Below are 22,002 nucleotides of genomic sequence, written 5' to 3' on the forward strand. Positions count from 1 at the left end.
CGACGAGGACGCCATCGAGCAGACCGGCCCTGACCAGGAGGAACGAGCCGCCTAACGATCACTGGCCCCTGTCTCGTTTGACTTGACACCTACCGAGACGCCGCCGCCATCATCCTCAACGCAGGCAAGACCAAGCGACGACCCCTCAGCCTCCGCGCCGCTCAATCCGCAGATGATCGACCTTGTCTTTCAGCGGATGTCTCCGACAGTGCTGGCATCGCCGCGTCGTAAGCACGCAAGCCTGGGTCCGCTCGTCGACGTCATCATCACTCGTCGCCTTAAGAGGCCGTCTTCGATCCCGCTGGGGGATCGAAGACGGCCTCCGCGCGCTGCCCGGGGACCACCGTCGCATCGTCAGATGCTTCACATGCGCCGGCCCGGTCGCGGCGCTCAGACCCAGCGGATCGAGGACGCCTGGTTGTTCACGCCGCCGATCTCGGACATCGCGAAGCTCGATCCGAGGGGTCCGGTACGAGCTCCCTCGAAGTTCGCGTGCTGGAAGTGATTGACCTGGCAGCCGTTGTAGCCCCTGAACGATGAGATCCGGTCGTTCCAGGCGTCACCGAGGTTGCTCCTCTGCCATTCCACCGAGCCGTCGCTGTCGCAGCCGGAGGGGCCCACGTACGTGATGCTGCCCTCGGTGGTTTGGTAGTAGTTCCAGTCGTACTCGATGGAGAGTGTGACCAGCGCCAGCGGCGCGTCGCTGGACGCGGCCTGCCTGCCGATGGCGTTGATCTGTTGTTCGAACGACCGGCTGGCGGCGGCCGCCGCCGGGCTCTGCGGCGCGTCGGTGATCTGGCCGCCCGTGGCGGCGGAGAGCGCCTGCGGGAAGGTGTCGTAGCAGTGCGTCTGCCCGGCTGCGACGTTGGTGACGCAGTGACTCTTGGCCGCCGGTGCCGAGGCACTGGACGGCATGGCCATGACACCGCTCAGCAGCGCCGCCAGAGATGAACCGATCACCGCGGTGGTGAGAACCTTCATCGTCGTCTCCCCTGAAGTTGGAATGAAGCACGGCCGCCAGCGCTCCTGGCGCCCCGCCCTTCCGTAATCCTGCGGCCGGTCCGGGAGAAAGTCTTTCGAAGGAATGCCCAACGAATATCGTTTCCGTGCAGAGCTGTAATGCTGTCCGCCGGCGTCCTGATCGGGTTCTGGGAAACCTCATTCCTGTGCGCCCCCCGGCCCCCCTCGTACGGTCCGGCAGGGGCGATTGGGTCGGGGTGGGCGGGTTAATTTTCTAACTCGGGTGCTCGCCGCTGTGACGGTGGTGGCCTGCGGAAGTTAGGTGAGTTAGGTCGGCCGGGGCTCGCCGCGATGAGCCCGCGGACAGGGCTAAGGCGGGGTGGTGGCCCTGGCCGACCTAACTAACCTCCGGCGGCGGAGCACGAGGCCCGACGGTGCATGCGTACTGTCCGATCTCCAATGGAGCGCTCGGCGGTAGTGGGGTGGGCCGGGTTGGGCGTTGGCTGTCTGTGGTGGGGTGGTTGTGGGCAGGATGCGATGGCATGGCGAGGCAGGGAGTTAAGCGGCAATGGTGGCCGGCGCGGTGGCGCTGATCGGGCCGCAGGTATGGGCAGTGCTTGCGGGCGGGGATCGTGATCAGAGGCTTGAGCGTGCGGGGTTGGATCGCTGGCATTCAGGCGGCGCTGGCGTTAAGAACCGCTAAGAGTCTGCGGACAGCGCGCTTAAAGTGTCGAACCGCTGCGGCGCCCGGATCCGTACGAAGAGTGTGGGGACGACAACGCAACGTATCTCAAGGATGTGGTACGAGATGACGATCGCGGTCACCGAACACGCCACCGACATCACGCAGACGATCCGTGGTGCGGTAGCCAGCGAGCAGAGGTCCAGCCTGGGAAAGGCTCGTCCTGCCCCCCGTGGTGCTCGAGCCATGCCGAAGTTTCGGAGGTTCACGTTACGCACTGCCACTTCATCGAGTCATTCCACGTGAACGTGCTCGCGTGCCATTCCATCGAGATCTCAGTGGTCCAGCACGAAGATGCAGCGGGCCACTTCAGCGATCCCTCCGTCTATCTGGGGGTCCACTCGACCGGCGAGATGAGGATCGTTCGGCTCACCCTTGAGAGTGCCTACCTGCTCTCGCACGTCGCCGACGACACGCCAAGGTCTCGTGCCTTTAGCGACATCTCAGCGTTGCTGAGAGGGGCTGGCTTGGGGGACCTGCAACTCAGCAAAGAGGACGCCGGCTGGGTGCACAGGTTCCCCATCGCCCTCCGACACGTCGCAAACAAGATCAGGAAATGCCTCAGCACGCCGTGCCCGCCTTGGTGCGTCGAGGATCACAGGGCGCCTCAAGACACTCTGCATGTGGCCGATGGCCTCGCTGTCCTGCTCAGTCGGTATCCGTACTGGGCGAACGGCGAATGCTGCGCAAGCCCTGTCACGGTGGGGCTTCGCCAGGACTTCGATGACCCGGCGCCCATCGTCGTCCTCAGCGGCCCTGACAACTTCACGGAAATCGACCTGAACCTCGACGAGGCAGAGCAACTTGGGCGGCATCTCCTTGAGGTCGTCGACCAGGGGAGGGCTTCTGCCGGGAGGGATCTGGACGCAGTCGCGACAGCCGAGCTGACGAGGAGCTAACGGCTGTCACAAACCCGGCCCAAACGACACCTGGGCGTTCACAAAGATCTTGTGAACGCCCAGGTCAGAAGGGGTGTGCCGTCAGGGACTTGAACCCCGAACCCGCGGATTAAGAGTCGCGACCCTGCGCGCCAGGCCGTGTTTGACACTGCCAGATCGTGTCGTCCTGTCAGAGTGGCTCTGACGGTTTGCCCCGGCCCCAGCAGGGCGGCTTGAACTGGGCCCAGTGCTAGATCCTTTGCGATGAGTCGGACGGTTTGAACTGGCCCCGGCTGAGGTGGTGAGCCTCGCCTGCACCGTAGGATCGGTGTCCTTTGAGCGGGGACGTGTCATGAGCAGTGAGACGAACGAGGCTCAATACCTCCTCACCGGTGATGAGGATGAGCACGACGTCTGGGGATACGTCCGGGAAGCTGTGGGCCTGTTCAACTCCCTCGGCGATGGTCTCCTCGTCGCCGCAGCCTTCGGAATGAACCCCGAAGGCGTCATGATCTACTTGGCAGATCGGGTCAACGAAGGCCTCCTCCCTGAACCACCGACGAACTCCTGACAGACCGCCGTCCGCGACGGCCCTCCTCCCAGCAATGACAGGAACGGGAAGTATGTGTGTGCATGATCTGGCAGGTAAGAGAGTCCAGATCGAGGTATTTCTCAACGAGTACCCGCACGTCCCGAGCCTGGCCAATGACCTGCTTCAGGGCATCGACGCGGTTCCGTGGTCGACAATGCCCGGCTGCCCGGGCGCCATCCCTGCCCTCATCCGCGGACTGCTCGACGAGACGTCCTATGAGGAGGCCCTGCGCGTCCTCGGCAACGTGCTGACTGACGACATCTTCCACCTCAACCCGGCAATGGCTCTGGCCCTGCCCTACCTGATCAAACTGACCAACGATGAGACTACTCCGAGCAAGGGTGAGCTCCTGGCATGACGCGGACGCTGCCGGCCGATTTCCGTCAGTTGCGCACCATGGTGGAGGATCGTCACCAGGAAGTCGCGCGGCGGGCCATGGCCGACGGACCGCCCAAGGCGGAGCTCGTCGAGGAGTACCTGCGCGAGAACGACCTGCTTTCGAGGACGAGCCAGGGTGCCGCCTATCTCGGGTTCTCACAACTGCTGTCGTCCAGACAGCACGAACAGATCCGCGCCGACATCGACCAGATTCTCGCGCAGGACTTCGCGCGCGAGCATATGACCGCCGTGCAGCGCGAAGAACTCGCCCGCACCAGTGTCAGCGGCACCCTGCGAGCGGTCGACCTTTGGGACGCCGCCGCCACTGCGCGTTTGTTCAATACGGGTTTCGTGCGAGGAGGTGACACTGAGGCGGTCTCCGACCTAGGAGTTGCTAATGAAGCGACATCACCGGATCCTGTCCATCATCGTCCTGGCCGCAGCGGCGGTCGGCCTCCCGGCCTCGAACGCGTCCGCCGGGACGGACGCGTGGGTGCTGACCAGCGACTCCGCGCCGACCGGCGGCGCTGCCATCTTCGACGCCGACCACGCGACAGGTGAGTACTTCTACGCCTGCGACCTCGACGCCGACGGCCACTGGGCCTACGCCAACTTCAGCTGGGGAGGCCAGAGCCTCACGATCCGCGACTACGGCGAGGAGAACGGCACCTGCACCGAATCCACGGCCGTCGACTTCCCGGAGGGGCAGTCGGTGCTGGTGACCGCCTGCCTGATCAACAAGATCACCAGAAGCCTGGACTACTGCCGCACAGCCCTCACCAACGCCTGAGACTGAGCCGAGCGATGTTGGGCGGCGGGTGCCGGGCGGGTTCACATTTCTTTATGCGTGACCGGTTCGAACCCGAGCTTGTCGGCCCCGCCGCAACGGTCAGGGCGTGAAGTCGGCGGAGCGCCGCGGGATTTCATGGCCTCGGCGCGGGCGGCGAGCAGCGCGTTGGCCAGTTCGGGCAGTTCCGGGGTCTTGGGGGCCCAGATCCGGAACTCGTTCTCCTAGGGGTCGCTGGCCGTCCAGGTGTAGCCGTGTGCGGTGAAGGCCGCGGCCAGGCGCCGGGCGGTGAGGTCGCACTTCTCCCGGGCGATCTCCACCACGAGCCGACGCCGGCGGTGTGCGGGAGAGATCAGTTCGACAGGCCGGTGAGGTCGAGGGCGGCCAGTCGTTCGGGGTCGGACAGGATGTCGATCGCGGTGATCTTCTCGTCGGCGACGGTGAAGCTCATGACCGAGAAAAGTTCGCCGCCGACGGTGTTGACCAGACCGGCCGCCCCGTTCACCAGTGCGGGACGGCTGGTCGAGGCGGTGGCCATGCGGTGGAAAGTGGCGGCCTGGCCCGCCACCGCCCCGCGGCCGCGCAGGGTTTTCATGCCGCCGGGCAGGGCCTTGCCGCCGTCGGCGCGCAGCACGACATCGGGGTCGAGGACGGCCACCAGAGCGTCGAAGTCGCCGCCGCGCGCGGCGGTGAGGAAGGCGTCGACGACGCGGCGCTGGGCGACCGGGTCGGGATCGGGTTCGGGTGCGCCGCCCTGGACGCGTCGGCGGGCGCGGCTGGCGAGTTTGCGGGCCGCGACCGGGGTGCGGTCGATGATGGGGCCGATCTCCTCGAACGGCATGCCGAACATGTCGTGCAGGACGAAGGCCAGCCGTTCGGGCGGGGTCAGCGATTCCAGCACCACCAGCAGGGCCAGCCCGACCGAGTCGGCGATCAGCGCCTGGTGCTCGGGGTTGGTGGCCGGTTCGCTCACGATCGGATCTGGCAGGCGGGCGTGCAGTGAGGTTTCACCCCGTTGCGTGCGTGAGCGCAGCATGTCCAGGCAGACCCGGCCGACGACGGTGGTCAGCCAGCCGCCGAGGTTGCCGATCTGGCCGGCCTCGGAGCGGGCGAGCCGCAGCCATGCCTCCTGGACGGCGTCGTCGGCCTCGGCCAGGGAGCCGAGCATCCGGTAGGCCACCGCCTTGAGATGCGTGCGGTGCTCTTCGAACCGTTCGGCCAGGAAGTCGTTCTCGTTCATGATCGCCTCTCATCGTCGGCTGCCGGCGCGGGTGCCCGCAACACTGACGAACCGCACGCCGACGATGTGACGCACGCATCCGGTCACACTTGCCCAAGCCCGTTCGTCATGCCTGCGATCAACGACGAACGGAGCGGACAACGATGAGCAAGTTCGAGATCCACGGGACGGTGGCCGACGGTTTCGACGCGGTGCGCGAGGAGTTCGCCGCCGCGGTCGCCGCCGAGGACAGCGAGTCCGGGGCGCAGCTGGCGGCGTACGCGGGTGGCCGGAAGGTGGTCGACCTGTGGGCCGGTGACGTCACCGGCGACACTGTGACCGGCGTGTACTCCTCGACCAAGGGCGCGGCCACCCTGGTGGTGGCGCTGCTGGTGCAGGGCGGCGTCCTGGACCTGGACGAGCCGGTCTCCCGCCACTGGCCGCGGTTCGGCGCCGCCGGCAAGGGCTCGATCACCCTGCGGGACGTGCTGTCGCACCGGTCCGGAGTGATCGGCGTCGACGGTGGGCTAACGGCGGCCGAGCTCGCCGACGACCGGATGATCGCGCAGCGGCTGGCCGGCCAGCGTCCGTACTGGCGGCCGGGCACGGCCTGCGGCTACGGCGGGTTCGTGTCGTTCGCGATCGTGGCCGAGGTGATCCGACGGGTCACCGGCCGCTCTCTGCAGGAGATCTTCGAGGAGCGGGTCCGCGCACCCCACGGGCTGGACGTCCACCTCGGGCTGCCGGAGACGCTGGAGGACAGGTACCGGGAAGTGCTGCCGAGCCTGGCGAGCCCGGAGGAACTGGCCGCGTTCTGGGCGAGCGTCCCCGGCCCGCACAGCATCACCGGGATCGGGTACGGCCTCAACTCCACCCCGCCGCTGGACCAGGTCGCCTTCATCAACACCCGGCGGGTGCGAGCACTCGGCCAGGCCTCGGCCGGAGGGGTGGGCAACGCGCGGGGGCTGGCCGCCATGTACGCGGCGGCGGTCTGCGGGCTGGACGGCCACGCCCCGCTGCTCAAGCCCGACACCCTCGCCGAGTTCACCATGCTTCACTCAACCGGCGGTGATCTGGTCGTCGGCCCCCAGGGCCAGTACGCGCTGGGGTTCCAGGCCAAGGGGCTGCGCTACCCGTTCCTGAGCGCGCGGGCGTTCGGCCACGGCGGATCGGCGGGCTCGGAGGCCTTCGCCGACCCCCGTAGCGGCATCGCGTTCGGCTACACCCGCCGCCGGTTCTCCTTCAACTGGTCCTACCCCGAACACGACCGGCTGGCCGTCGCGGTCCACTCCGCGGCCACCGCCTCCTAAGGACGCTGCAATGTCTTCGCAGACTCGAAAGTCATCACCCGCCCGGTCCCGTTCCCCGCGCGGTGGCCTGGCCCTGCTGGTGATCGCCGCCGCCCAGTTGCTGATCGTGATGGACGGCACCATTGTGACCGTGGGCCTGCCGGTGATCGGCTCCGGCCTGGGCATCGCGGCCGCCGATCTGGACTGGGTCCTGACGGCCTACGCGCTGGCGTTCGGCGGGATGCTGCTGGCCGGCGGCCGCGCCGGTGATGTGTTCGGCCGCCGTCGCCTGTTCCAAGCCGGGCTGGTGGTGTTCCTGCTGGCCTCTCTGCTTGGCGGCGTGGCCCAGAACGGTGCCACGCTGATCGCCGCGCGCGTGCTGCAGGGCATGGGCGGCGCGATCATCGCTCCGGCCGCGCTGTCGCTGCTGGCCGACACCTTCCCGGCCGGGCCGCAGCGCAACAAGGCGCTGGGGGTGTACGGGGCGATGGGCGGCCTGGGCTCGGTCGTCGGCCTGCTGCTGGGCGGCGCGCTGACCGAGTACCTGGGCTGGCGATGGATCATGTTCATCAACATCCCCATCGCCCTGGTGGTGCTCGCCGGCACGCTCGCCCTGGTCCCCGGCACCCGTGAACGCGGCGGCATCGACCTGCCCGGCGCGATCACCGTGACCTTCGCCCTGGGCTCCCTGGTGTATGCCATCAACCGGGCCGGATCCGACGGCCCGACCGACGAGCAGACCCTGGCCTTCAGCGCGATCGCACTGGTGCTGGCCGTCGCGTTCACCGCCATCCAGCGCCGCGCCCACGCCCCCATGCTCCCGGCCGGGGTACTGGCCGACCGCGGCAGGTTCGGCGCCAACCTGGTCATGCTGCTGATGGGCGCGGGCATGCTCGCCACCTTCTACTTCCTCACCCTCTACATGCAGTCGATCAAACACTATTCGCCCATGGTCACCGGACTGGCCTACCTGCCGTTCGCGATCGGCATCGGCCTCGGCTCCGGCGTCGCCGGCCCCCAACTGCAGGCACGCAGCACCCCGCGCACCGTTCTGGCCATCGGCATGGCGGTGGCCGCCGCCGCCATGGTCTGGTTCAGCCTGCTCACCCCGGACCAGAACGCCCTGGCCGTCCTGCTGCCGGCCCAGCTGATCGGAGGCATCGGGCTGGGCATCGGCTTCGTCGCCGCCACCATCGGCGGCGTCCAGGACGTCGCCCCCAAGGACTCGGGCATCGCCTCCGGGCTCATCAACACCAGCCAGCAGATCGGCGGCGCCCTGGGCTTGGCGATCCTGGCCAGCGTCGCCGTCAACGCCACCCAGAACCAGCCCGCCGCGACACCGCCGCCCGACGCGCTCACCCACGGCTACACCGCCGGCCTGCTCGGCGCAGGCGTCTTCTACCTGACCGCCATCCTGGTCACCGTTCTCCTCATGCGGCCACGCCCCGGCCACCGCAGCGCGCCATCGACCACACCCGAAAAGGCGCACAGCTCTCCCGTGTGACCTGACCCACACAGTCGGCCCCCGACTGCCGGTCACATCCGCAGCCCACCATCCGTCAGACAAGCGACACACCACTGAAGATCGAAAGGAAACCTCCATCATGACCGCCACCATCGGCCAGGAAACCTCCCAGTCACGGCTGCCCAACCCCGCCGCGCTCGTCCCCGAACTGGGCGAGATCGGCAAGGCCCTGTTCAAGGCCACCGGGAACGGCTCGATCCCGCAGGCCACCATCAGCCTGGTGCAGCTGCGCGCCGGCCAGATCGTCGCCAACACCTATCTGACCGTCCTGCACACCGGCAACCTCCGCAAGGCCGGGGAGTCCGAGGAACGCATCACCAGCGTGGCGTCCTGGCGAGACGCGCCCTATTTCACCGACGCCGAGCGGGCCGCGCTGGCGCTGGTGGAGGCCGTCCTCACCCCCAACCCGCACGGCGAACGCGTCCCCGACGACCTGTACACGCAGGCGTCCGCCCACTACGACGACAAGGCCCTCGCCACGCTCACCCTGGCGATCGGCCAGGTCGGCTTCTTCATCCCCCTCGCCCTCATCGGCAAGCCCCTCCCCGGCGTATCACCCACCCAGCAGTGGAGGCAATAACCCCAGTCGTCCCGCAGTGAGGACGCCTCACCCCAGGACCACACGACAAGTGCAGCAAGGAAGACCGAAGAAGGGGCTGGCCTCGCAAGGCCAGCCCCTTCAATCTGTGTGCACACGACTTCAGGAATCTGTGCAGAGGTCTACGGAACCGACAATAAAGCCGCTCACCCATGGGTCGCTGGGCAGCAACGAGCGGGAAGGTGATCGCATGCAGACCGCCGAGCCGTCGCCGGACCGGCGGTGGGAGTTTTTGACCAACCACGCGCGCGTGCTGATCTGCGTCGCCGACAATCCCGGCGTCCGGGTGCGTGACATCGCCGACCGCGTCGGCGTCACCCAACGCGCCACCCAGATCATCCTCGACGACCTGGAGGAGGCCGGCTACCTCACCCGCACCCGGGTCGGCCGCCGCAACACCTACCAGCTCGACCTCACCCGCCCGTCCGCCCCCCACCGAAGCCGGCCAGCCCGTCCACACCCTCGTCGCCCTCTTCAGCACCCAATAGCGCAACCCGAGGTGAACGCATCACCGGCCGCTCCACTCCTGGACGCGTCGCTCGGCCTCGACCAAGGCGTGCTCCACCATCTCCATCGACAGGACGCCCGAGATCAGTCCGACGCCCACCAGGCCGGCGACCAGCGCGATGATCGCGAGCGGCATCGAGAACAGTCCCGAGTACCCCGGTCCGGGAGGATCCACAATGAGCCGTTTGTAGACGGCCTGCTGTTCTCGCGCGCGGCGCTGCTCGTCGTCCTAGTTGGCCATGCTGATGGGTCGCCCTCCACTCGCTGAGGACCGCCGCCCCCGGAAACCATCTGTGAGGAGTCGGACGCAGAAATAGGCTCCCCTCTGTGTCAAGACGCCGTACTCAGGGCGGTCGTAGGCTGGGTGGTGGCGGGTCCGGGAAGTGACTTGTCCGAAGTGCCGATATGGGGATGTGAGTCGGCCGCGCTGGAGTCAGGAGCCGCTCCCCGGTGTCCTCCCGGGCCCGTCGTGTGCGTGAGGGTGTCGTCGAGCATGCGCCGGTAGACGATGTCGGAGAGGCGGCGTTTGAGGGCCCGCATCGCTTCCATCGAGGTCTTGCCCGAGGCTTTCTTCCGGTCGAGGTAGGCCCGGCCCTCGGTGGGGTTGCGGAGCTGGACGGTGGCCATGATGTGCAGCACCCGGTTGATCTGCCGGTTGCCTGCTCGCGATAGCCGGTGCCGGATCTGGTCGCCGGAGGAGGCGTCGATGGGCGCGGTGCCGTTCCAGGAGGCGAAGTGCGCTCGGCCTGGGAACCGGGTGATGTCGCCGACCTCGACCAGCAGGCGTGCGGCGCCGGAGGAACCGATGCCGTGCAGGTCCGTCAGGGTGGTGCCGGTGGCGGCGACCAGTTCCTTGAGCTCTTTGTCGGCGTTCTTGGAGCGCCGGTAGATGCGTTCGAGGTCGCTGATCAGTTCCGCGGCGACCCGACGTCGTGCCTTGCCGGCGGCGTCGCGAGGTCGGACCTTGGCGAGCAGAACCTTGGCCTGCGCGGCGGACAGGTTCTTCTTGGCGCCGCCGGGGATGAGCTCCAGCAGCAGCTGGTGCAGCTGGGCGATCATCCGGGTGTGGTCTTCGCCGAGGGAGCGGCGGCGGTCGATCAGGATCCGCAGCAGTGCGAGCTGCTCGTCGTTGACCACGGGCCGAAGGCCCGCCATGCGGGTGCCGGCCAGGGCGACCGAGTGTGCGTCGGTGGTGTCGGTTTTGCGGCCTTGCCCGGTGGCGAATACCCGCGCCCGTGCTGACAGTTTGGGTGGGACGTCGACGACCTGTTCATCATCGGCCAGGAGCCGGTTGGAGATGTGCCGGCCGATGCCGTTGCAGCCTTCGACGGCCCACAACCGGTTCGGCCACTGCCGGGCGTAACGAAGCATCGCTCCGTAGCCGTCGTGGTCGGTGCCATAGCGTCCGCGGCCCAGGATGGTCTCGTCGGCGGCCATCGCCTCGATCGTGGCGGAGCGTTTGTGCGGGTCTATGCCAATGACCACTGGGTCCATGCCGATCCTCCGATGCTCGATCGATCGTCTGGTTGTCGAGCCGGGAGGGCACCGCTACTTCGAGCGGAGCAAACCCCTCTTGAGCCTCCTGCTCTGGGGGCGACGCCCGGACCGCGCAGGCCATGAGAGAGCCGCACGACCAGCGTGGGCAGCCGCAAAGAGAGCGACGGCCCGGGCGCCTGGACCGAGCCTGGCCGGGCACCGGTCCTGAGGCAATGAAACAAGTAGCCGCCGACCGCGCACCGATGAACCCGATCAGGTTCTTGCTCGGGGCAGCGCCGGGCGAGGTTCAACCGAGCGACTCGATGAGTGCGGTGAACTCCCGGTCGGGGAAGGTGTGGCTCTTGTAGAGGGGGCCGCAGGGGACGTGGGCGAGCCGCGTGGCGAGGGCGGACAGGTCGGGGTCGCCGTCGCGGTAGTGCTCGGCGAGTCGGGCAAAGTCGGTGAGGGTGCCGGTGACGCTGCGGTTGGCTGTCTTGGCCAGTCGGGACTCGCGCATGCGCTGGGTCTCGTCATCGATGAGTGCCTGTGATGCGCCGTACTCGGCGAGGGCTGAGGCGATGTGGTCGGGGACTCTGTTCAAGAGGGTCGCGGCCGGCGCCAGCGGCAGGAGGATCGGCAGGAGCGTCTCCTCGTTGACGAATAGGGCTACCTGGGGCCGCCAGAATAGGGCGGTTGCGTACCACTGCCCGAGCCGGGTATCGGATTGCTCGTCAGCGCCGAGATCGGGAGGGCCGGTTCGGTTGAGGAGCTTCCTGGTGGCACGCACAATGAGCACGTCTTAGCGTCCCATGCCTCGGACGTCGAGTAGTGGTTCGGGGCGTCCTGAAGACTCCAGATGGTGAGGGACGTCCGCTTCTGCCGCCGACTGCGCTACCTGACCCCGTGATCGGGGGCGGCGGTCATGCTTCCCTGTGGGAGTGAAGATCGCTTGTGGGTGGTGGGTGAGGGGGCAGGGCAGGGGCTGTCACTGCGATGCGTCGTGGGAAGGCGCAGCCTGCAGATCGTCGCTTGGCATGCGTTGTGCATCGGGGCGGACCGGTGATCACTTCCGACTGCATCAGCCCTGCTTCGGGTGCCTCACGGGGCTTGGGAGGGGGTGGATGTGCCCGGTCCGCGCCCGCGAGCAGGCAAGGAGCAGGCGTGGGGGAAAAGGGGGGTAAAGACGGTGGTGGGCATACGCGACATTTTTGCGTATGCCCAGGTGGGGTGCGGTGCGCCGTCAGGGACTTGAACCCCGAACCCGCGGATTAAGAGTCCGCTGCTCTGCCAATTGAGCTAACGGCGCGTGTCGCGTTGGCGACCTTCGAAAGGTTACCAGGCGGGTGGGGGTGGATCGGCCATCGGTGAGACGATGCGGGGGCGTCCCGGGTGAGGAGGGGCTCTCATGGTGGCGGCACAGGTCCGGGGGATCTCGGCGGGGGACGCCGAGGCGGTCGCGGGGGTGCTGGGGCGGGCGTTCGACGATGATCCGGTCTGGCAGTGGATCATTCCGCGGCCGGAGGGGCGGGTGGCTCGGCTGGCGGCGGTTTTCGAGCTGCTGACGGACAAGGTGCACCGGCCCCGGGGCGGGTGTGAGGTGGCTGGACGGGGCGGGGAGATCGAGGCCGCGGCGCTCTGGGATCCGCCGGGGGAGTGGACGGTGCCGCTGAGCGTTCAGCTGAGGCAGGTCGTGCCGCTGGTGCGAGCGTTCGGGCTGCGGATGCCGACGTCGCTGCGGGCGCTGCACGCGGTCGAGAGGCGCCATCCCTCGGAGCCCCATTGGTATCTGGCCGTTCTGGGGACCGATCCGGGTGCGCAGGGGAACGGATTGGGCGGTGCTCTCCTGGAGTCCGGGTTGAGCCGGTGTGAGGGGATGCCCGCGTATCTGGAGTCGACCAAGGAGAGCAACGTTCCGTTCTATGAACGGTTCGGGTTCAGGGTGACCGAACGGTTCGAGCCGCCGGGAGGCTGCCCGCCGGTCTGGCTGATGTGGCGCCGACCGGCTTGAGCGCCAAGGAATTCCGCGATGGATGTTTGAGGCTCCTGGGGCGGGTAGCGATCACCGCGACGGCCACTCCTCCGCAGGCCGTTCGGGGTGGGAGAAAGAGCGGCCGGAACGGGAGATGCTGGGGGGTGTCATACCCGTTCCGGTCGCTCATCCCTCGTCGCGGCGGCGGATGATCTGGGCGACCCTGGTACCGCCGACGACCAGGCCGACGGTGCCCAGGAGCAGTCCCGCCGTCTGCAGGGTCCGGTCGCACTCGGCTTCGGCGGCGGCAGGCGTGGTCTTGGGCGCGGCCACGGACGCGGACATGGCCAGGGGCTCGGAGTGGCCAGGCGCGGAGCCGAAGGGCCTGCAAGGGGCGATGCCGTCCGGGGCCAGTCCGAAAGAGAAGAAGAGCACGCTCGGGGCGAGGATCGCGACTTCGATCAGGGACTGGCGCCTGGAGGGCCCGGCCGATCGCGGCGGCGTCGTCCCGGGCCGCGCGTTCTGGGGCCGGACGGCCTGGTGCCGCACGTTCTGGGAGCGGGAGGCCTGGGGCGGGGCGGTGGCCTGGGGGCGGGCGGCTTGAGGCGTGGTGCGGGGCGGAGGCTGCTGGGGCGTGGTCGGGGGTTGGGGCGCGTGGGGACGCGGTTGCCGGTCGATCATGGTCTGGACGGGGGCCGGGAGCCAGGCGGTGCCCAGGTGCGGGGGAGCGAGCGCTTCGAGGATGCGCGCAGGGGCCGGGCGCTGGTCGGGGTCCTTGGCCAGGCATCGGGAGATGAGCCCGGCGAGGTCGTCGTCCAGGCCGGTGAGGTCCGCCCGCTGGTGGACGATGCGGTGGCTCAGGGCCGGCGCGGGGCCTTCGCCGAACGGGCGCACGCCCGCCGCATGGGCCAGGACCAGGCCGAACGCGAAGACGTCGGACGCCGGGCTCAGCGTTTCGCCGGTGAGCATCTCGGGGGACATGAAGCCGGGCGTCCCGACCATCGCCGTCGTCTGCGAGGCGTCCGCGGCGCGGGCGATGCCGAAGTCGATCACGCGCGGGCCGTCGGCGGAGAGCAGGATGTTGGACGGCTTGAGGTCGCGGTGGATGAGGCCGGTCTCGTGGATGGCCTCGAGCGCCTCGGCGATCCCGGCGCCCAGCACCCGCAGGGTGTCGCCGGGGAACGGGCCGTGCTCGGCGAGGGCGCGGTCGAGGGAGGGGCCCGCGACGTACGCCGTGACCATCCAGGGCGGATCGGCCGCGGGGTCGGCGTCGACCACCCCGGCGGTGTGCAGGCCGTTCACCCTGCGGGCGGCCTCGATCTCCTGCTGGAAGCGGCGCCGGAAGTCGGGATTCTCGGCGTGCACCTGATGGACGAGCTTGACCGCGACGGGACGTCCGCCGGGGGTCAGGCCCAGGAACACCTCGCCCATGCCGCCCGCGCCGAGCCTGCCCGAGAGGCGATACTTGCCGACCTGGGTCGGATCACTCGGCCGCAGGGGCTTCACCGGCATCCGCCTCCGTAACCAGACGATCGCAGTGCGCGGAGCTTATCGAACAATCCGGCTGATTCTCGCCATGTCGCCGCGGTCCTCGCGCCCGTGCCGGCGGCCCGCTCTACGATCGCTGGGCATGAGCTTCGACCTGGCCGGCCGGTGCGGGGACGCGTGCGTCGCCGCCTTTCTGGCGGACCTGGAGTGACGCCCGAGATCGTCCTCAGCCTGTTCCCCCGTGACCAGATCATCGAGTTCGGTGGCCTGCCGGTGCTGGACGCGGTGCCGTCACGGGTCAGCTGGGAGCTGCGCGAAAGCGCCGCGGCCGAACTGGAACGCCTGGGCGCGCCGGTCCCGCCCCACCTGGCGCCCGGCGAGGACGACGACGCGGCGCGGCTGGCGGCGGCGCTCGGAGATCCGGGGTCGGTGGCCTGGTGGTTGCCGCTGGTGGCCTGGGAGGACGGGGCCTTCCGCTACGCCGACGACTATCTGGAGGGGCTCGTCGAGCAGGTGGGCGGCGAGGCCTTCAGCACGCTGGTGATCGGCGGGACCTTCGACCACGGCCGTGTCGAGGACGACGCCGGAAAGCCGATCAACGCGCCGCGCCCCCGGATCATCCTCACGCCGCCCGGAGGCGACCCGTACGTGGACGACGACGACGTCGTGCTGTCCCACGCGGTCGAGGCGCTGGCGCGGCGGGCCGATGATCTTCCGAATCTGCGCGCGCTGTTCATCGGGGAGATCGACGACGACCAGATCTTCTGCGGGGCGGAGGTCGGCGTGGCGGCCCTGCTGGACGCCTTTCCGGGGCTCGTGGAGCTCACCGTGTGCGCCCAGTTCGCGATGCGGTTCCGGGCGTCCGGCCACACCGAGCTGCGCCGCCTGGCCCTCCACGGCGTCATGGTGACGGACGAGATCGCGAACGTCGCCGCCTGCCGGCTGCCCGCACTGGAGCACCTGGAGCTCTGGTCGACCGAGGACTTCGGCGACGCGCAGGACCCGGGCGAGCGGGAGGCGTTCGGCGAGCTCTTCTGGAGCGGGACGATGCCGCGCCTGCGCCATCTCGGCCTGCGCGAGTTCACGTTCGTCGACGACCTGGTCGAGCAGCTGGCCACCTCGCCGCTGCTGCCCCGGCTGGACTCGCTCGACCTGTCGCACAGCCTCCTCACCGGCAAGGGAGCGCAGGCGCTGATCAACGCCGAGGGCTTCCGCGACCTCACCCGGCTGGTGCTTCGCCGCCACTGCATGGACGCGGAGACGACCGAGACGATCCGCCGCGCCTTCACCGAGGCGGGCGTGGACGTCGACGTCAGCGGCGGCAGGCGCACCGGCTGACGTCCCGCCGGTCAGCAGCGGAACCAGGACGAGGGGTCGTAGGTGTAGGCGTTGCCCTCGTCGGTCTGCACCAGGGTGAGGGCGGCCGCCAGGGTCTCGCACCGGCGCCGCGACGACCGGTACTCCTCGGGCGTCAGGGGTCGCAGGCCCAGCGCCTCCGCGGCTTCGGCGGCCTCCTCTTCGGGGTCGCCGCCGTCCGGATCGGCACTGATCATGAACCGCAGGCCTTCGGTGAGGTCGCGGCCCAGCACCTGGTACGAGCCCTCGGAACCGGCGTACACCAGCGGGCGCGAGGGGCCGTCACCGCACAGGAAGTAGGTGCCGCCGGTGCCGTGCCCGCCCAGCGAGTACAGCTGGGCGCCGGAGCGGAGATGGACCTCCTCGACGTGCTCGAAATGCGAGACGTGAGACATCTCCCAGTCGAGCCCGGCCAGCACGTCCTGCAACTCCTCGCTCTCCTGGATGCGCGTGAGCAGCTCGGGCGCCGGCGGTGGTTCGCTCGCGCCGTCGCCCAACCAGGCCGCGGCCGTCACCGGGTCGGTCGCGTCGGTCGGCACCAACACCACGGACCCGTCGCGGGCTCCGCCGGAGCGCACCGCCACGCGGGCCGCCCGGCCGAACACCACCGGCGGGACGTCGTGGAGCGTCAGCTCGCACCCTGGATCGCCGGGATCGGCCACCGGTCCGGCGACCCGCGCCAGCGGCGCCTCGGCGGCGAGGCGCGGCCAGCCCAGGCGTTCCAGCGCGCAGCGGCGCAGGTCCGGAACGACGTGCTCGGCTTTGAGGGCGGCCGCGTACGAGGAGGGGCCGAGCTGCAGTACCGCGCGTTCCCGCAGTTCCTCGTCGGACGCGTGGACGATGTCGGCGGCGCTCCACCCGGGGGTGATCAGGTCGGCCGGCACGAGGTGGCCCCGCCAGCAATGTTGTGCGAAGCCGTCCGCGTACACCACCGCCGGACCGTCCTCCCGGTGCAGGCGGCCCCAGGAGTCGGTGTGCACCTCGGCCGGGGGAGGGGTCGCCAGCACGATGTCGTTGAGCGCCCACCACCAGCCGACGGCCGGGGCCGCGCGCAGGAGGGCGCCGAGTTGTGGGGAATCGCCGTTCTGCGACGCCGCCAGCAGCAACGCCGCCTGGTTCTCCGGAGCGCGCACGGCCGCCCACACGTCCCGCCACTGCTTCCAGTGATCGGGCCGCGGCGCGTCGCCGCAGGAGCGCACCGCCGCGAGCACCGCCTCCTGCTGCTCGGCGGGGAACACCGGCCGCAGCCCCTCCGCCAGCCGTTCGTGGGCCTGCGCGCCGACCTCGGCGAAGAACGCGGGATCGGACGGACCCAGCGCCTCCTGCTGGAACCGGGCGCTCACCCCGGTGTTGATCGCCCAGCCGGGCTCACCGACCTGCCGCAGGACGGCCTGCACGTTCGGGTCGGTCATGTCGTACGAACGTTTGTAGAGCGAGTGCACGTCCGGCACCCGCCACCGCGGGGCGAGGTCCTGGTCCTCCTCCCACTCGTTGGGCTCATGACGGTCGAAGGTCCCGTACGTTCCTTCGAGCCGCGCCTTGGTGGCGTCGACCCAGCGTTCGTGCGCCTCCGGATGCCGCGCCCGGTCGAGGTGCTCGTGGCCGTACAGCAGGGTCCGCGCCGCGATGGCGCCCGCCAGCGGCGACTCCAGCCAGATGACGGCCTTGGGCCGTCCCCAGCCCCGCAGCTCGTACAGCTCGGCGAGCGCCCGCTCGGCCTCGCCGCGGGGCGGATCCGCCGCCCGTGCCCTCCACTCATGGCACAACTCGTCGAGACGGCGCGCGCCGCCGGATTCCTCGGATGTCATCGATGCGTCTCCGCCTTCATGGTGAACGGACTCTCCTCAGAGTTCGAGCACGCCGCCCGGGTTCCAGATGATCCACTTTTGGGGGCGGCAGGTGGAGCTCGCCGGCCCGGCTCTCGCAGCGGACGACGCCGGACTCGAAGGTGAGGTCCAGCACGGTCCGTCCGGTGAGCGGGTGGCCCCCTCCCGCACCGCCACGATCCGCTCGCCGACGGTATCGGCGCGAGGGGGGCGTCCGCGTTCCTCGTCGACCAGGCGCTGGGGTTCACGTTCGCCGCCGCGCTGCGGGCGGCGGCCGAGCTCGGGTGGCCGATCGGCTGGCGGACGGGCCGCTCCCGGTCCCGCACGGCAATGATCCCCACCAGGCCAATAATCTCGACCTGCTGCTGATGGCGGCCTTCCCGGGCAGGGAACGTACGCGGGACGAGTTCGAACGCCTCTTCGCGGCGGCCGGTCTGCGACTGACCGGCATCACCCCGACGGGCACGGTCGTGTCAGTGGTGGAGGCCCGGGCCGCCTGACGATTCTCGTTGTTCTCGCCCCCGGTTGAACGAGGGCCCATTCCCCGCACCGACGCGACGCGTGCTTGGTGCCGTCCCGCGAGACCAGCGAAGCTACCCGGCGATCCTAGCGGCAGCCGAGCGAGGCCAGCTCGGCGCGCCCTTCGCCGGCTCGGTCGGGCAGCAGCGCCAGCGTGGCCGCCCGCTCGAAGCGTGCACCCAGCCGGTCCCACTGCTCCACGGCATTCGCCAAGGCGGCGTGGTCGCCGAGCCGACCGCGCACCCGGGTCAGGCATGCGGCCGCCCAGTCGTTCTCGGCCGCGTACGGTTCGGCGGCGATGATCCGGTCGCCGGCGTCGGGAAGGCCGGCCATGACGGCGAGCTCGGCCCCGACCACGCGCGCGTAGCCGACCCAGCGTTGATCAGAGAACGGCGTAAAGACCCGTTCGACCTGGTCGGCCGCGTCGTCATACCGGCCACAGTGGAGAGTGACCCGGATGTCGGCGAACGCTAGGCAGGCCGCCACGACGGGGGAGCCGGCCGCGACCGTCAGCGTCCGTTCGCGCCATCGCTGCCGGCCCGTCGAGTCGCCGCGCAGGCCCTGGATCATTCCGGCGAGGGCGAGCGCCGAGTTCATCCAGGGCATCGACGGATCGCCGTCGCGCCGCCACGCCGCCCACAGCGTCTCGGCTCGGCTGAGCGCCTCATCGAAGTCGCCGGTGAGGGCTAGCGCGCGCACGAGTCGTGGAGCCTGCAGGTACGGATGCCCGCCGATCGCGTCGTCGGCGTGGGCCTGCCGGGCCAGCGCCAGCGCGGCCGGTAGGTCGCCTGCGCCCAGCGCGGCTCTCGGCGCAACGTGGAACGCGTCGACGATCTCGGCGGCCGCGGCTGGGTCGTGGCGCGGCAGGGTGGTCGCGATCCGTAGTCTTTCGCCGGCCAGCCGGTGGACTTCGCGGTTGGCCCCCGCTCGGTCGAGCGCATTGCTCAGGGCGTCCATCGCGGCGAGTAGTACCAGCGGATCGCCGGCCACCCGGGCGAGTTCCACGGCCTCGCGGGCAGGGGCCAGGCCGGGCATCCAGCCGTGACCCTCGTGCCAGGCCGTGGCCGTGGCGACCAACGCGGTCAGTCGCTGATCGCTCGGATTCGCGTCGGCCGCCTTCCTCGCCTCGGCCAGCCAGCGCGCCTGGTCGTCGGTCGGCGACTCGATGGGCCCGAAGTTGTAGCGCACGCCGATCACCACGGCCTCGGCACGCAGCTCGGCGGTGTCCGCGGCTTCGATGGCCTGCCGCATGAGCTCGGTGGCGGTTCGGTCGTCGGAGACGGTCAGCGCGGCGTAGGCGGCGGCCCGCAGGTCCTGGCCCCGCTCGATGCCGGTAGCGCACCGGGCCGCGGCTTGGTAGAGCGTTCGCGCTTCGACGAACCGACCCGCGGCGAAGGCCAGGTGGGCCAGCGTGCGCACGAAGGCGTGCGCCGCGGGGTCCGAGCCGACTGCGATGGCGGCCGCCCGTAGGTCGTCGGCGACACCGTCGAACGCCGATCGCCAATCGGCGTCGAGCCGGGTCTCCAGGTCGGCGGCGGTCGCGAACGCCCAGCGCAGATACCGCTCGCCAATCGCGTCCTGCTCTCCCACGGCGCTCGCCTGCGAGAGGCCGAACGCGCGGATCGTGTCGAGCAGCCGCCATCCGGGACCGACGCGCACGACCAGGTTCTGGTCGACCAGCCGACCCAGCAGATCGGCCACCTCGGCCCGGGCCAGCCCCGGACTCAGCGCCGCCGCGGCGTCCAGGTCGAACACCCCGACGAACGCCGACAGCCGGCGGAACGCGATGCGCTCGTCGTCGTCGAGCAGGTCGTAGCTCCACCCGATCAGCTTGCGTAGCGAGTGATGGCGGGCGTGGACGCCCCGGCCGCCGGCCAGCAGCCGCAGCTGATCGTCGAGGCCGGTCAGCAGCCCGTCGGCGCCGAGCGCGGCCACCCGGGCAGCGGCCAGCTCGACCGCGAGCGGCAGACCATCCAGCCGGGCGCAGACGTCCGCCACGACTGTCGGCGACGCGGCGAACCCGGGATCCGCGGCGCCGGCTCGCTCCCGGAACAGCTGCTCGAGCTCGGTGCCACCGAGTGGGCGCAAGTGCACGAGCCGCTCGCCGGTGACGCCGAGTCGCTGCCGGCTGGTGGCCAGCACTGTGGCCTGCGGGCACGCGGCCAACACCTGTTCGGTCAGCGCGCTGACCTCGTCGATCACGTGCTCGCAGTTGTCCAGCACCAGCAGTGGCCGGCCCAGGCGCAGCCGGTCGAACACTGCCCGCTCGACGGACTGCGTCGGGCCCACGGTCACGTCCAACGCGTCGGCGACGGCTTGCCCGACCGCGCCGGCCACGGCCGCGGTCCGGACCGGCACGAGGTCGACGAACGCGCCGCCGGCGGGGAACCGGGACGCCGCCCGCTCGGCGACGGCGGCCGCCAGCCGGGTCTTGCCCACCCCGCCCGGACCGACCACGGTCACCAGCCGCGTGTCCAGCGCCGCCTCGACCGCCGCGATGTCCGCCGCTCGCCCGACGAACGTCGTCCGGCTGGCCGGCAGGCCGACGAATGGCCCGGTACGGGCCTGCTCGGCCAACGCGGCCAAGGCGTGCCGGTCAGCGGCATTGAGCTTGCGCAGCAGCGCCGCGACGTGGCTCTCGACCGTCCGGACCGAGATGCGCAGCCGGCTGGCGATCTGCGCGTTCGACAGGTGCCCGCCCACGGCGGCGAGCACCTCCGCCTCCCGTGTCGAGATCTTCGTCGAGTTCACGCCCACAGGATGGCGCACGTCGGTGACCGTTCGGTAGCGGCTCAGTGCTCAGCACGGATGTCCAGCCGCGCGCCGCCCGGCAGGCTGGCCGCACGCCGTCGAACAAGGAGGTCACGATGATCGATCTGGACGCCCACGCCCGTGGCCTGATGGACGCCAACCTGTACGTGATCCTCGGCACCGCCGACGCCGACGGCATCCCGTGGACGTCGCCCGTCTACTTCGCGACCGCCGACTACGCCGAGATCTTCTGGGTGTCCAGCCCCGACACGCGGCACTCCCGCAACCTCGCCGCGCGTCCCCAGCTCAGCATGGTGATCTTCGACTCGACGGTGCCGACCTACCACGGCCGGGCGGTGTACCTGTCGGGCACCGCCGCCGAGCTGACCGGCCGCGACCTGGACCGCGGTATCGAGATCTACCCCGGAGACCCCGGCCGGGGTGGGGCCGTCCTGTCGATCGAGGGCGTCACCGCACCGGCGGCGTGGCGCCTGTATCGGGCGGCGATCACCGAGGCGTTCGTGCTGTGTCCCCGCGAGCCGCGTCAGCCCTGCCCCCTGCACGGACTCGCCACCGACCATCGCGCGCCCGTGCTGCCCTGGCGGCACCCGGCCTGACACGCCAGTCCATCGGAACAAACCCCCTGATAGGAGAAATCCATGAGCCACACACAGTCCGCAAACGCCGGCTCGCCTGCCCGCACCACCACCCGCAAGCACGCGCAAACGGTAGCCCTGTGGGTCGGGCAGGCCGTTCTGGCCATCCAGTTCGCCCCGGCCGGCCTTCTCAAGGTCACGGGTGATCCGGCGATGGTGGAGATGTTCGCCACGATCGGGGCCGGACAGTGGCTCCGATACGCCGTAGGCGTGCTGGAGATCGCCGCGGCACTCGGCCTCCTGGTTCCCAGGTTGTGCGGGGCCGCCGCACTTGGCGTGGCAGCCCTGATGGCCGGCGCGACCATCACCAGCATCGTCCTTCTCGCCGCCCCGCCCTGGCTGCCCATCGGCTTGCTGATCGTGAGCGGGCTGATCGCCTGGGCGCGCCGTTCCCAGCTCAAATCTCTCCTGTGACCAGGCGGTCCAGATCCGGCACGAGCTCGAACCATCGGGCACCCCTGAGATGAGCAAGGCAAAGGAGACCGA

At 70.0% G+C, this 22,002-nt stretch carries 21 protein-coding genes and 1 tRNA gene; 14 read left to right on the forward strand and 8 right to left on the reverse strand.

Going from position 1 to position 22,002, the window contains the following annotated elements:
* Window positions 1–390: 390 nt before the first annotated feature.
* Window positions 391–981, reverse strand: coding sequence for a hypothetical protein (locus ABZ810_RS27085; protein ID WP_358407868.1), 591 nt, complete (start codon window positions 979–981; stop codon window positions 391–393).
* Between the two features lie 963 nt (window positions 982–1,944).
* Between ABZ810_RS27085 and ABZ810_RS27090 the strand changes: the two genes are divergently transcribed.
* The 5 genes from ABZ810_RS27090 (at window position 1,945) to ABZ810_RS27110 (ending at window position 4,340) form a co-directional block, all read left to right on the forward strand.
* Window positions 1,945–2,601, forward strand: coding sequence for a hypothetical protein (locus ABZ810_RS27090; RefSeq protein WP_358407870.1), 657 nt, complete (start codon window positions 1,945–1,947; stop codon window positions 2,599–2,601).
* Between the two features lie 331 nt (window positions 2,602–2,932).
* Window positions 2,933–3,151 (forward strand): hypothetical protein, encoded by a 219-nt coding sequence (locus ABZ810_RS27095; RefSeq protein WP_358407873.1) that lies wholly within the window; start codon window positions 2,933–2,935, stop codon window positions 3,149–3,151.
* Between the two features lie 58 nt (window positions 3,152–3,209).
* Window positions 3,210–3,530: a hypothetical protein gene (locus ABZ810_RS27100; protein ID WP_358407874.1), complete on the forward strand. Its 321-nt coding sequence runs from the start codon at window positions 3,210–3,212 to the stop codon at window positions 3,528–3,530.
* Window positions 3,527–4,111: a DUF3375 family protein gene (locus ABZ810_RS27105; protein ID WP_358407877.1), complete on the forward strand. Its 585-nt coding sequence runs from the start codon at window positions 3,527–3,529 to the stop codon at window positions 4,109–4,111. Before ABZ810_RS27100 ends, ABZ810_RS27105 begins: the two co-directional genes overlap by 4 nt.
* Window positions 4,044–4,340: a hypothetical protein gene (locus ABZ810_RS27110; RefSeq protein ID WP_358407880.1), complete on the forward strand. Its 297-nt coding sequence runs from the start codon at window positions 4,044–4,046 to the stop codon at window positions 4,338–4,340. The genes ABZ810_RS27105 and ABZ810_RS27110 overlap by 68 nt, the downstream gene beginning before the upstream one ends.
* A gap of 349 nt (window positions 4,341–4,689) precedes the next feature.
* Here the strand turns inward: ABZ810_RS27110 and sigJ are convergent, their stop codons facing one another.
* On the reverse strand, window positions 4,690–5,577 hold the full coding sequence (gene sigJ, locus ABZ810_RS27115; RefSeq protein WP_358407881.1) for an RNA polymerase sigma factor SigJ: 888 nt from the start codon (window positions 5,575–5,577) through the stop codon (window positions 4,690–4,692).
* Between the two features lie 143 nt (window positions 5,578–5,720).
* Between sigJ and ABZ810_RS27120 the strand changes: the two genes are divergently transcribed.
* From ABZ810_RS27120 to ABZ810_RS27135, 4 genes are all read left to right on the forward strand, one after another.
* A complete protein-coding gene (locus ABZ810_RS27120; RefSeq protein ID WP_358407882.1) occupies window positions 5,721–6,866 on the forward strand; it encodes a serine hydrolase domain-containing protein in 1,146 nt (381 codons plus the stop codon).
* A 10-nt stretch (window positions 6,867–6,876) separates the two neighbouring features.
* Complete coding sequence (locus ABZ810_RS27125) at window positions 6,877–8,349, forward strand: MFS transporter (RefSeq protein ID WP_358407885.1); 1,473 nt, start codon at window positions 6,877–6,879, stop codon at window positions 8,347–8,349.
* Window positions 8,350–8,449: 100 nt separating this feature from the next.
* Entirely contained in the window at window positions 8,450–8,950 is a 501-nt protein-coding gene (locus ABZ810_RS27130) for a carboxymuconolactone decarboxylase family protein (protein WP_358407886.1), read from the forward strand.
* A gap of 208 nt (window positions 8,951–9,158) precedes the next feature.
* Window positions 9,159–9,743, forward strand: a complete 585-nt coding sequence (locus ABZ810_RS27135; protein WP_358407888.1) for a helix-turn-helix domain-containing protein — start codon at window positions 9,159–9,161, stop codon at window positions 9,741–9,743.
* Window positions 9,744–9,805: 62 nt separating this feature from the next.
* On the opposite strand, the gene ABZ810_RS27140 is transcribed toward ABZ810_RS27135, so the two are convergent.
* The 3 genes from ABZ810_RS27140 to ABZ810_RS27150 form a co-directional block, all read right to left on the reverse strand.
* The gene (locus ABZ810_RS27140; RefSeq protein ID WP_358407890.1) at window positions 9,806–10,969 is read right to left on the reverse strand and encodes an IS110 family transposase; all 1,164 of its coding nucleotides are present in this window, start codon (window positions 10,967–10,969) and stop codon (window positions 9,806–9,808) included.
* A 289-nt stretch (window positions 10,970–11,258) separates the two neighbouring features.
* Entirely contained in the window at window positions 11,259–11,747 is a 489-nt protein-coding gene (locus tag ABZ810_RS27145) for a hypothetical protein (protein WP_358407893.1), read from the reverse strand.
* Between the two features lie 437 nt (window positions 11,748–12,184).
* Window positions 12,185–12,257, reverse strand: a tRNA-Lys gene (locus ABZ810_RS27150).
* Window positions 12,258–12,356: 99 nt separating this feature from the next.
* Here ABZ810_RS27150 and ABZ810_RS27155 point away from each other — a divergent pair.
* Window positions 12,357–12,959: a GNAT family N-acetyltransferase gene (locus ABZ810_RS27155; RefSeq protein ID WP_358407895.1), complete on the forward strand. Its 603-nt coding sequence runs from the start codon at window positions 12,357–12,359 to the stop codon at window positions 12,957–12,959.
* A gap of 147 nt (window positions 12,960–13,106) precedes the next feature.
* Here the strand turns inward: ABZ810_RS27155 and ABZ810_RS27160 are convergent, their stop codons facing one another.
* Complete coding sequence (locus ABZ810_RS27160; protein WP_358407898.1) at window positions 13,107–14,432, reverse strand: protein kinase; 1,326 nt, start codon at window positions 14,430–14,432, stop codon at window positions 13,107–13,109.
* 183 nt (window positions 14,433–14,615) lie between these two features.
* On the opposite strand from ABZ810_RS27160, the gene ABZ810_RS27165 reads away from it, so the two are divergent.
* Window positions 14,616–15,746, forward strand: coding sequence for a hypothetical protein (locus ABZ810_RS27165; RefSeq protein ID WP_358407900.1), 1,131 nt, complete (start codon window positions 14,616–14,618; stop codon window positions 15,744–15,746).
* A gap of 11 nt (window positions 15,747–15,757) precedes the next feature.
* On the opposite strand, the gene ABZ810_RS27170 is transcribed toward ABZ810_RS27165, so the two are convergent.
* The gene (locus tag ABZ810_RS27170; RefSeq protein ID WP_358407903.1) at window positions 15,758–17,572 is read right to left on the reverse strand and encodes a DUF6745 domain-containing protein; all 1,815 of its coding nucleotides are present in this window, start codon (window positions 17,570–17,572) and stop codon (window positions 15,758–15,760) included.
* A gap of 302 nt (window positions 17,573–17,874) precedes the next feature.
* Here ABZ810_RS27170 and ABZ810_RS27175 point away from each other — a divergent pair, with 302 nt between their 5' ends.
* Window positions 17,875–18,090, forward strand: coding sequence for a hypothetical protein (locus tag ABZ810_RS27175; RefSeq protein WP_358407905.1), 216 nt, complete (start codon window positions 17,875–17,877; stop codon window positions 18,088–18,090).
* A 106-nt stretch (window positions 18,091–18,196) separates the two neighbouring features.
* On the opposite strand, the gene ABZ810_RS27180 is transcribed toward ABZ810_RS27175, so the two are convergent.
* Entirely contained in the window at window positions 18,197–20,860 is a 2,664-nt protein-coding gene (locus tag ABZ810_RS27180) for a LuxR C-terminal-related transcriptional regulator (protein ID WP_358407907.1), read from the reverse strand.
* A gap of 116 nt (window positions 20,861–20,976) precedes the next feature.
* Between ABZ810_RS27180 and ABZ810_RS27185 the strand changes: the two genes are divergently transcribed.
* Together ABZ810_RS27185 and ABZ810_RS27190 are read left to right on the forward strand one after the other, a co-directional pair.
* Entirely contained in the window at window positions 20,977–21,477 is a 501-nt protein-coding gene (locus ABZ810_RS27185) for a pyridoxamine 5'-phosphate oxidase family protein (RefSeq protein ID WP_358407909.1), read from the forward strand.
* A 42-nt stretch (window positions 21,478–21,519) separates the two neighbouring features.
* Window positions 21,520–21,930 carry a DoxX family protein gene (locus ABZ810_RS27190; protein WP_358407911.1) on the forward strand — a complete coding sequence of 137 codons (411 nt, stop codon included), beginning with the start codon at window positions 21,520–21,522 and terminating at the stop codon, window positions 21,928–21,930.
* Window positions 21,931–22,002: the final 72 nt, after the last annotated feature.

The organism is Spirillospora sp. NPDC047279 (genome assembly GCF_040643285.1).
In the GTDB taxonomy this organism is placed as follows: Bacteria; Actinomycetota; Actinomycetes; order Streptosporangiales; family Streptosporangiaceae; genus Spirillospora.

Bases quoted from the DNA above. Each gene is read 5' to 3' on its own strand.
- ABZ810_RS27085 (WP_358407868.1), bottom strand. From the start codon at position 981: ATGAAGGTTCTCACCACCGCGGTGATCGGTTCATCTCTGGCGGCGCTG.
- ABZ810_RS27095 (WP_358407873.1), top strand. From the start codon at position 2,933: ATGAGCAGTGAGACGAACGAGGCTCAATACCTCCTCACCGGTGATGAG.
- ABZ810_RS27105 (WP_358407877.1), top strand. From the start codon at position 3,527: ATGACGCGGACGCTGCCGGCCGATTTCCGTCAGTTGCGCACCATGGTG.
- sigJ (WP_358407881.1), bottom strand. From the start codon at position 5,577: ATGAACGAGAACGACTTCCTGGCCGAACGGTTCGAAGAGCACCGCACG.
- ABZ810_RS27120 (WP_358407882.1), top strand. From the start codon at position 5,721: ATGAGCAAGTTCGAGATCCACGGGACGGTGGCCGACGGTTTCGACGCG.
- ABZ810_RS27125 (WP_358407885.1), top strand. From the start codon at position 6,877: ATGTCTTCGCAGACTCGAAAGTCATCACCCGCCCGGTCCCGTTCCCCG.
- ABZ810_RS27130 (WP_358407886.1), top strand. From the start codon at position 8,450: ATGACCGCCACCATCGGCCAGGAAACCTCCCAGTCACGGCTGCCCAAC.
- ABZ810_RS27135 (WP_358407888.1), top strand. From the start codon at position 9,159: ATGCAGACCGCCGAGCCGTCGCCGGACCGGCGGTGGGAGTTTTTGACC.
- ABZ810_RS27140 (WP_358407890.1), bottom strand. From the start codon at position 10,969: ATGGACCCAGTGGTCATTGGCATAGACCCGCACAAACGCTCCGCCACG.
- ABZ810_RS27155 (WP_358407895.1), top strand. From the start codon at position 12,357: ATGGTGGCGGCACAGGTCCGGGGGATCTCGGCGGGGGACGCCGAGGCG.
- ABZ810_RS27160 (WP_358407898.1), bottom strand. From the start codon at position 14,432: ATGCCGGTGAAGCCCCTGCGGCCGAGTGATCCGACCCAGGTCGGCAAG.
- ABZ810_RS27170 (WP_358407903.1), bottom strand. From the start codon at position 17,572: ATGACATCCGAGGAATCCGGCGGCGCGCGCCGTCTCGACGAGTTGTGC.
- ABZ810_RS27185 (WP_358407909.1), top strand. From the start codon at position 20,977: ATGATCGATCTGGACGCCCACGCCCGTGGCCTGATGGACGCCAACCTG.
- ABZ810_RS27190 (WP_358407911.1), top strand. From the start codon at position 21,520: ATGAGCCACACACAGTCCGCAAACGCCGGCTCGCCTGCCCGCACCACC.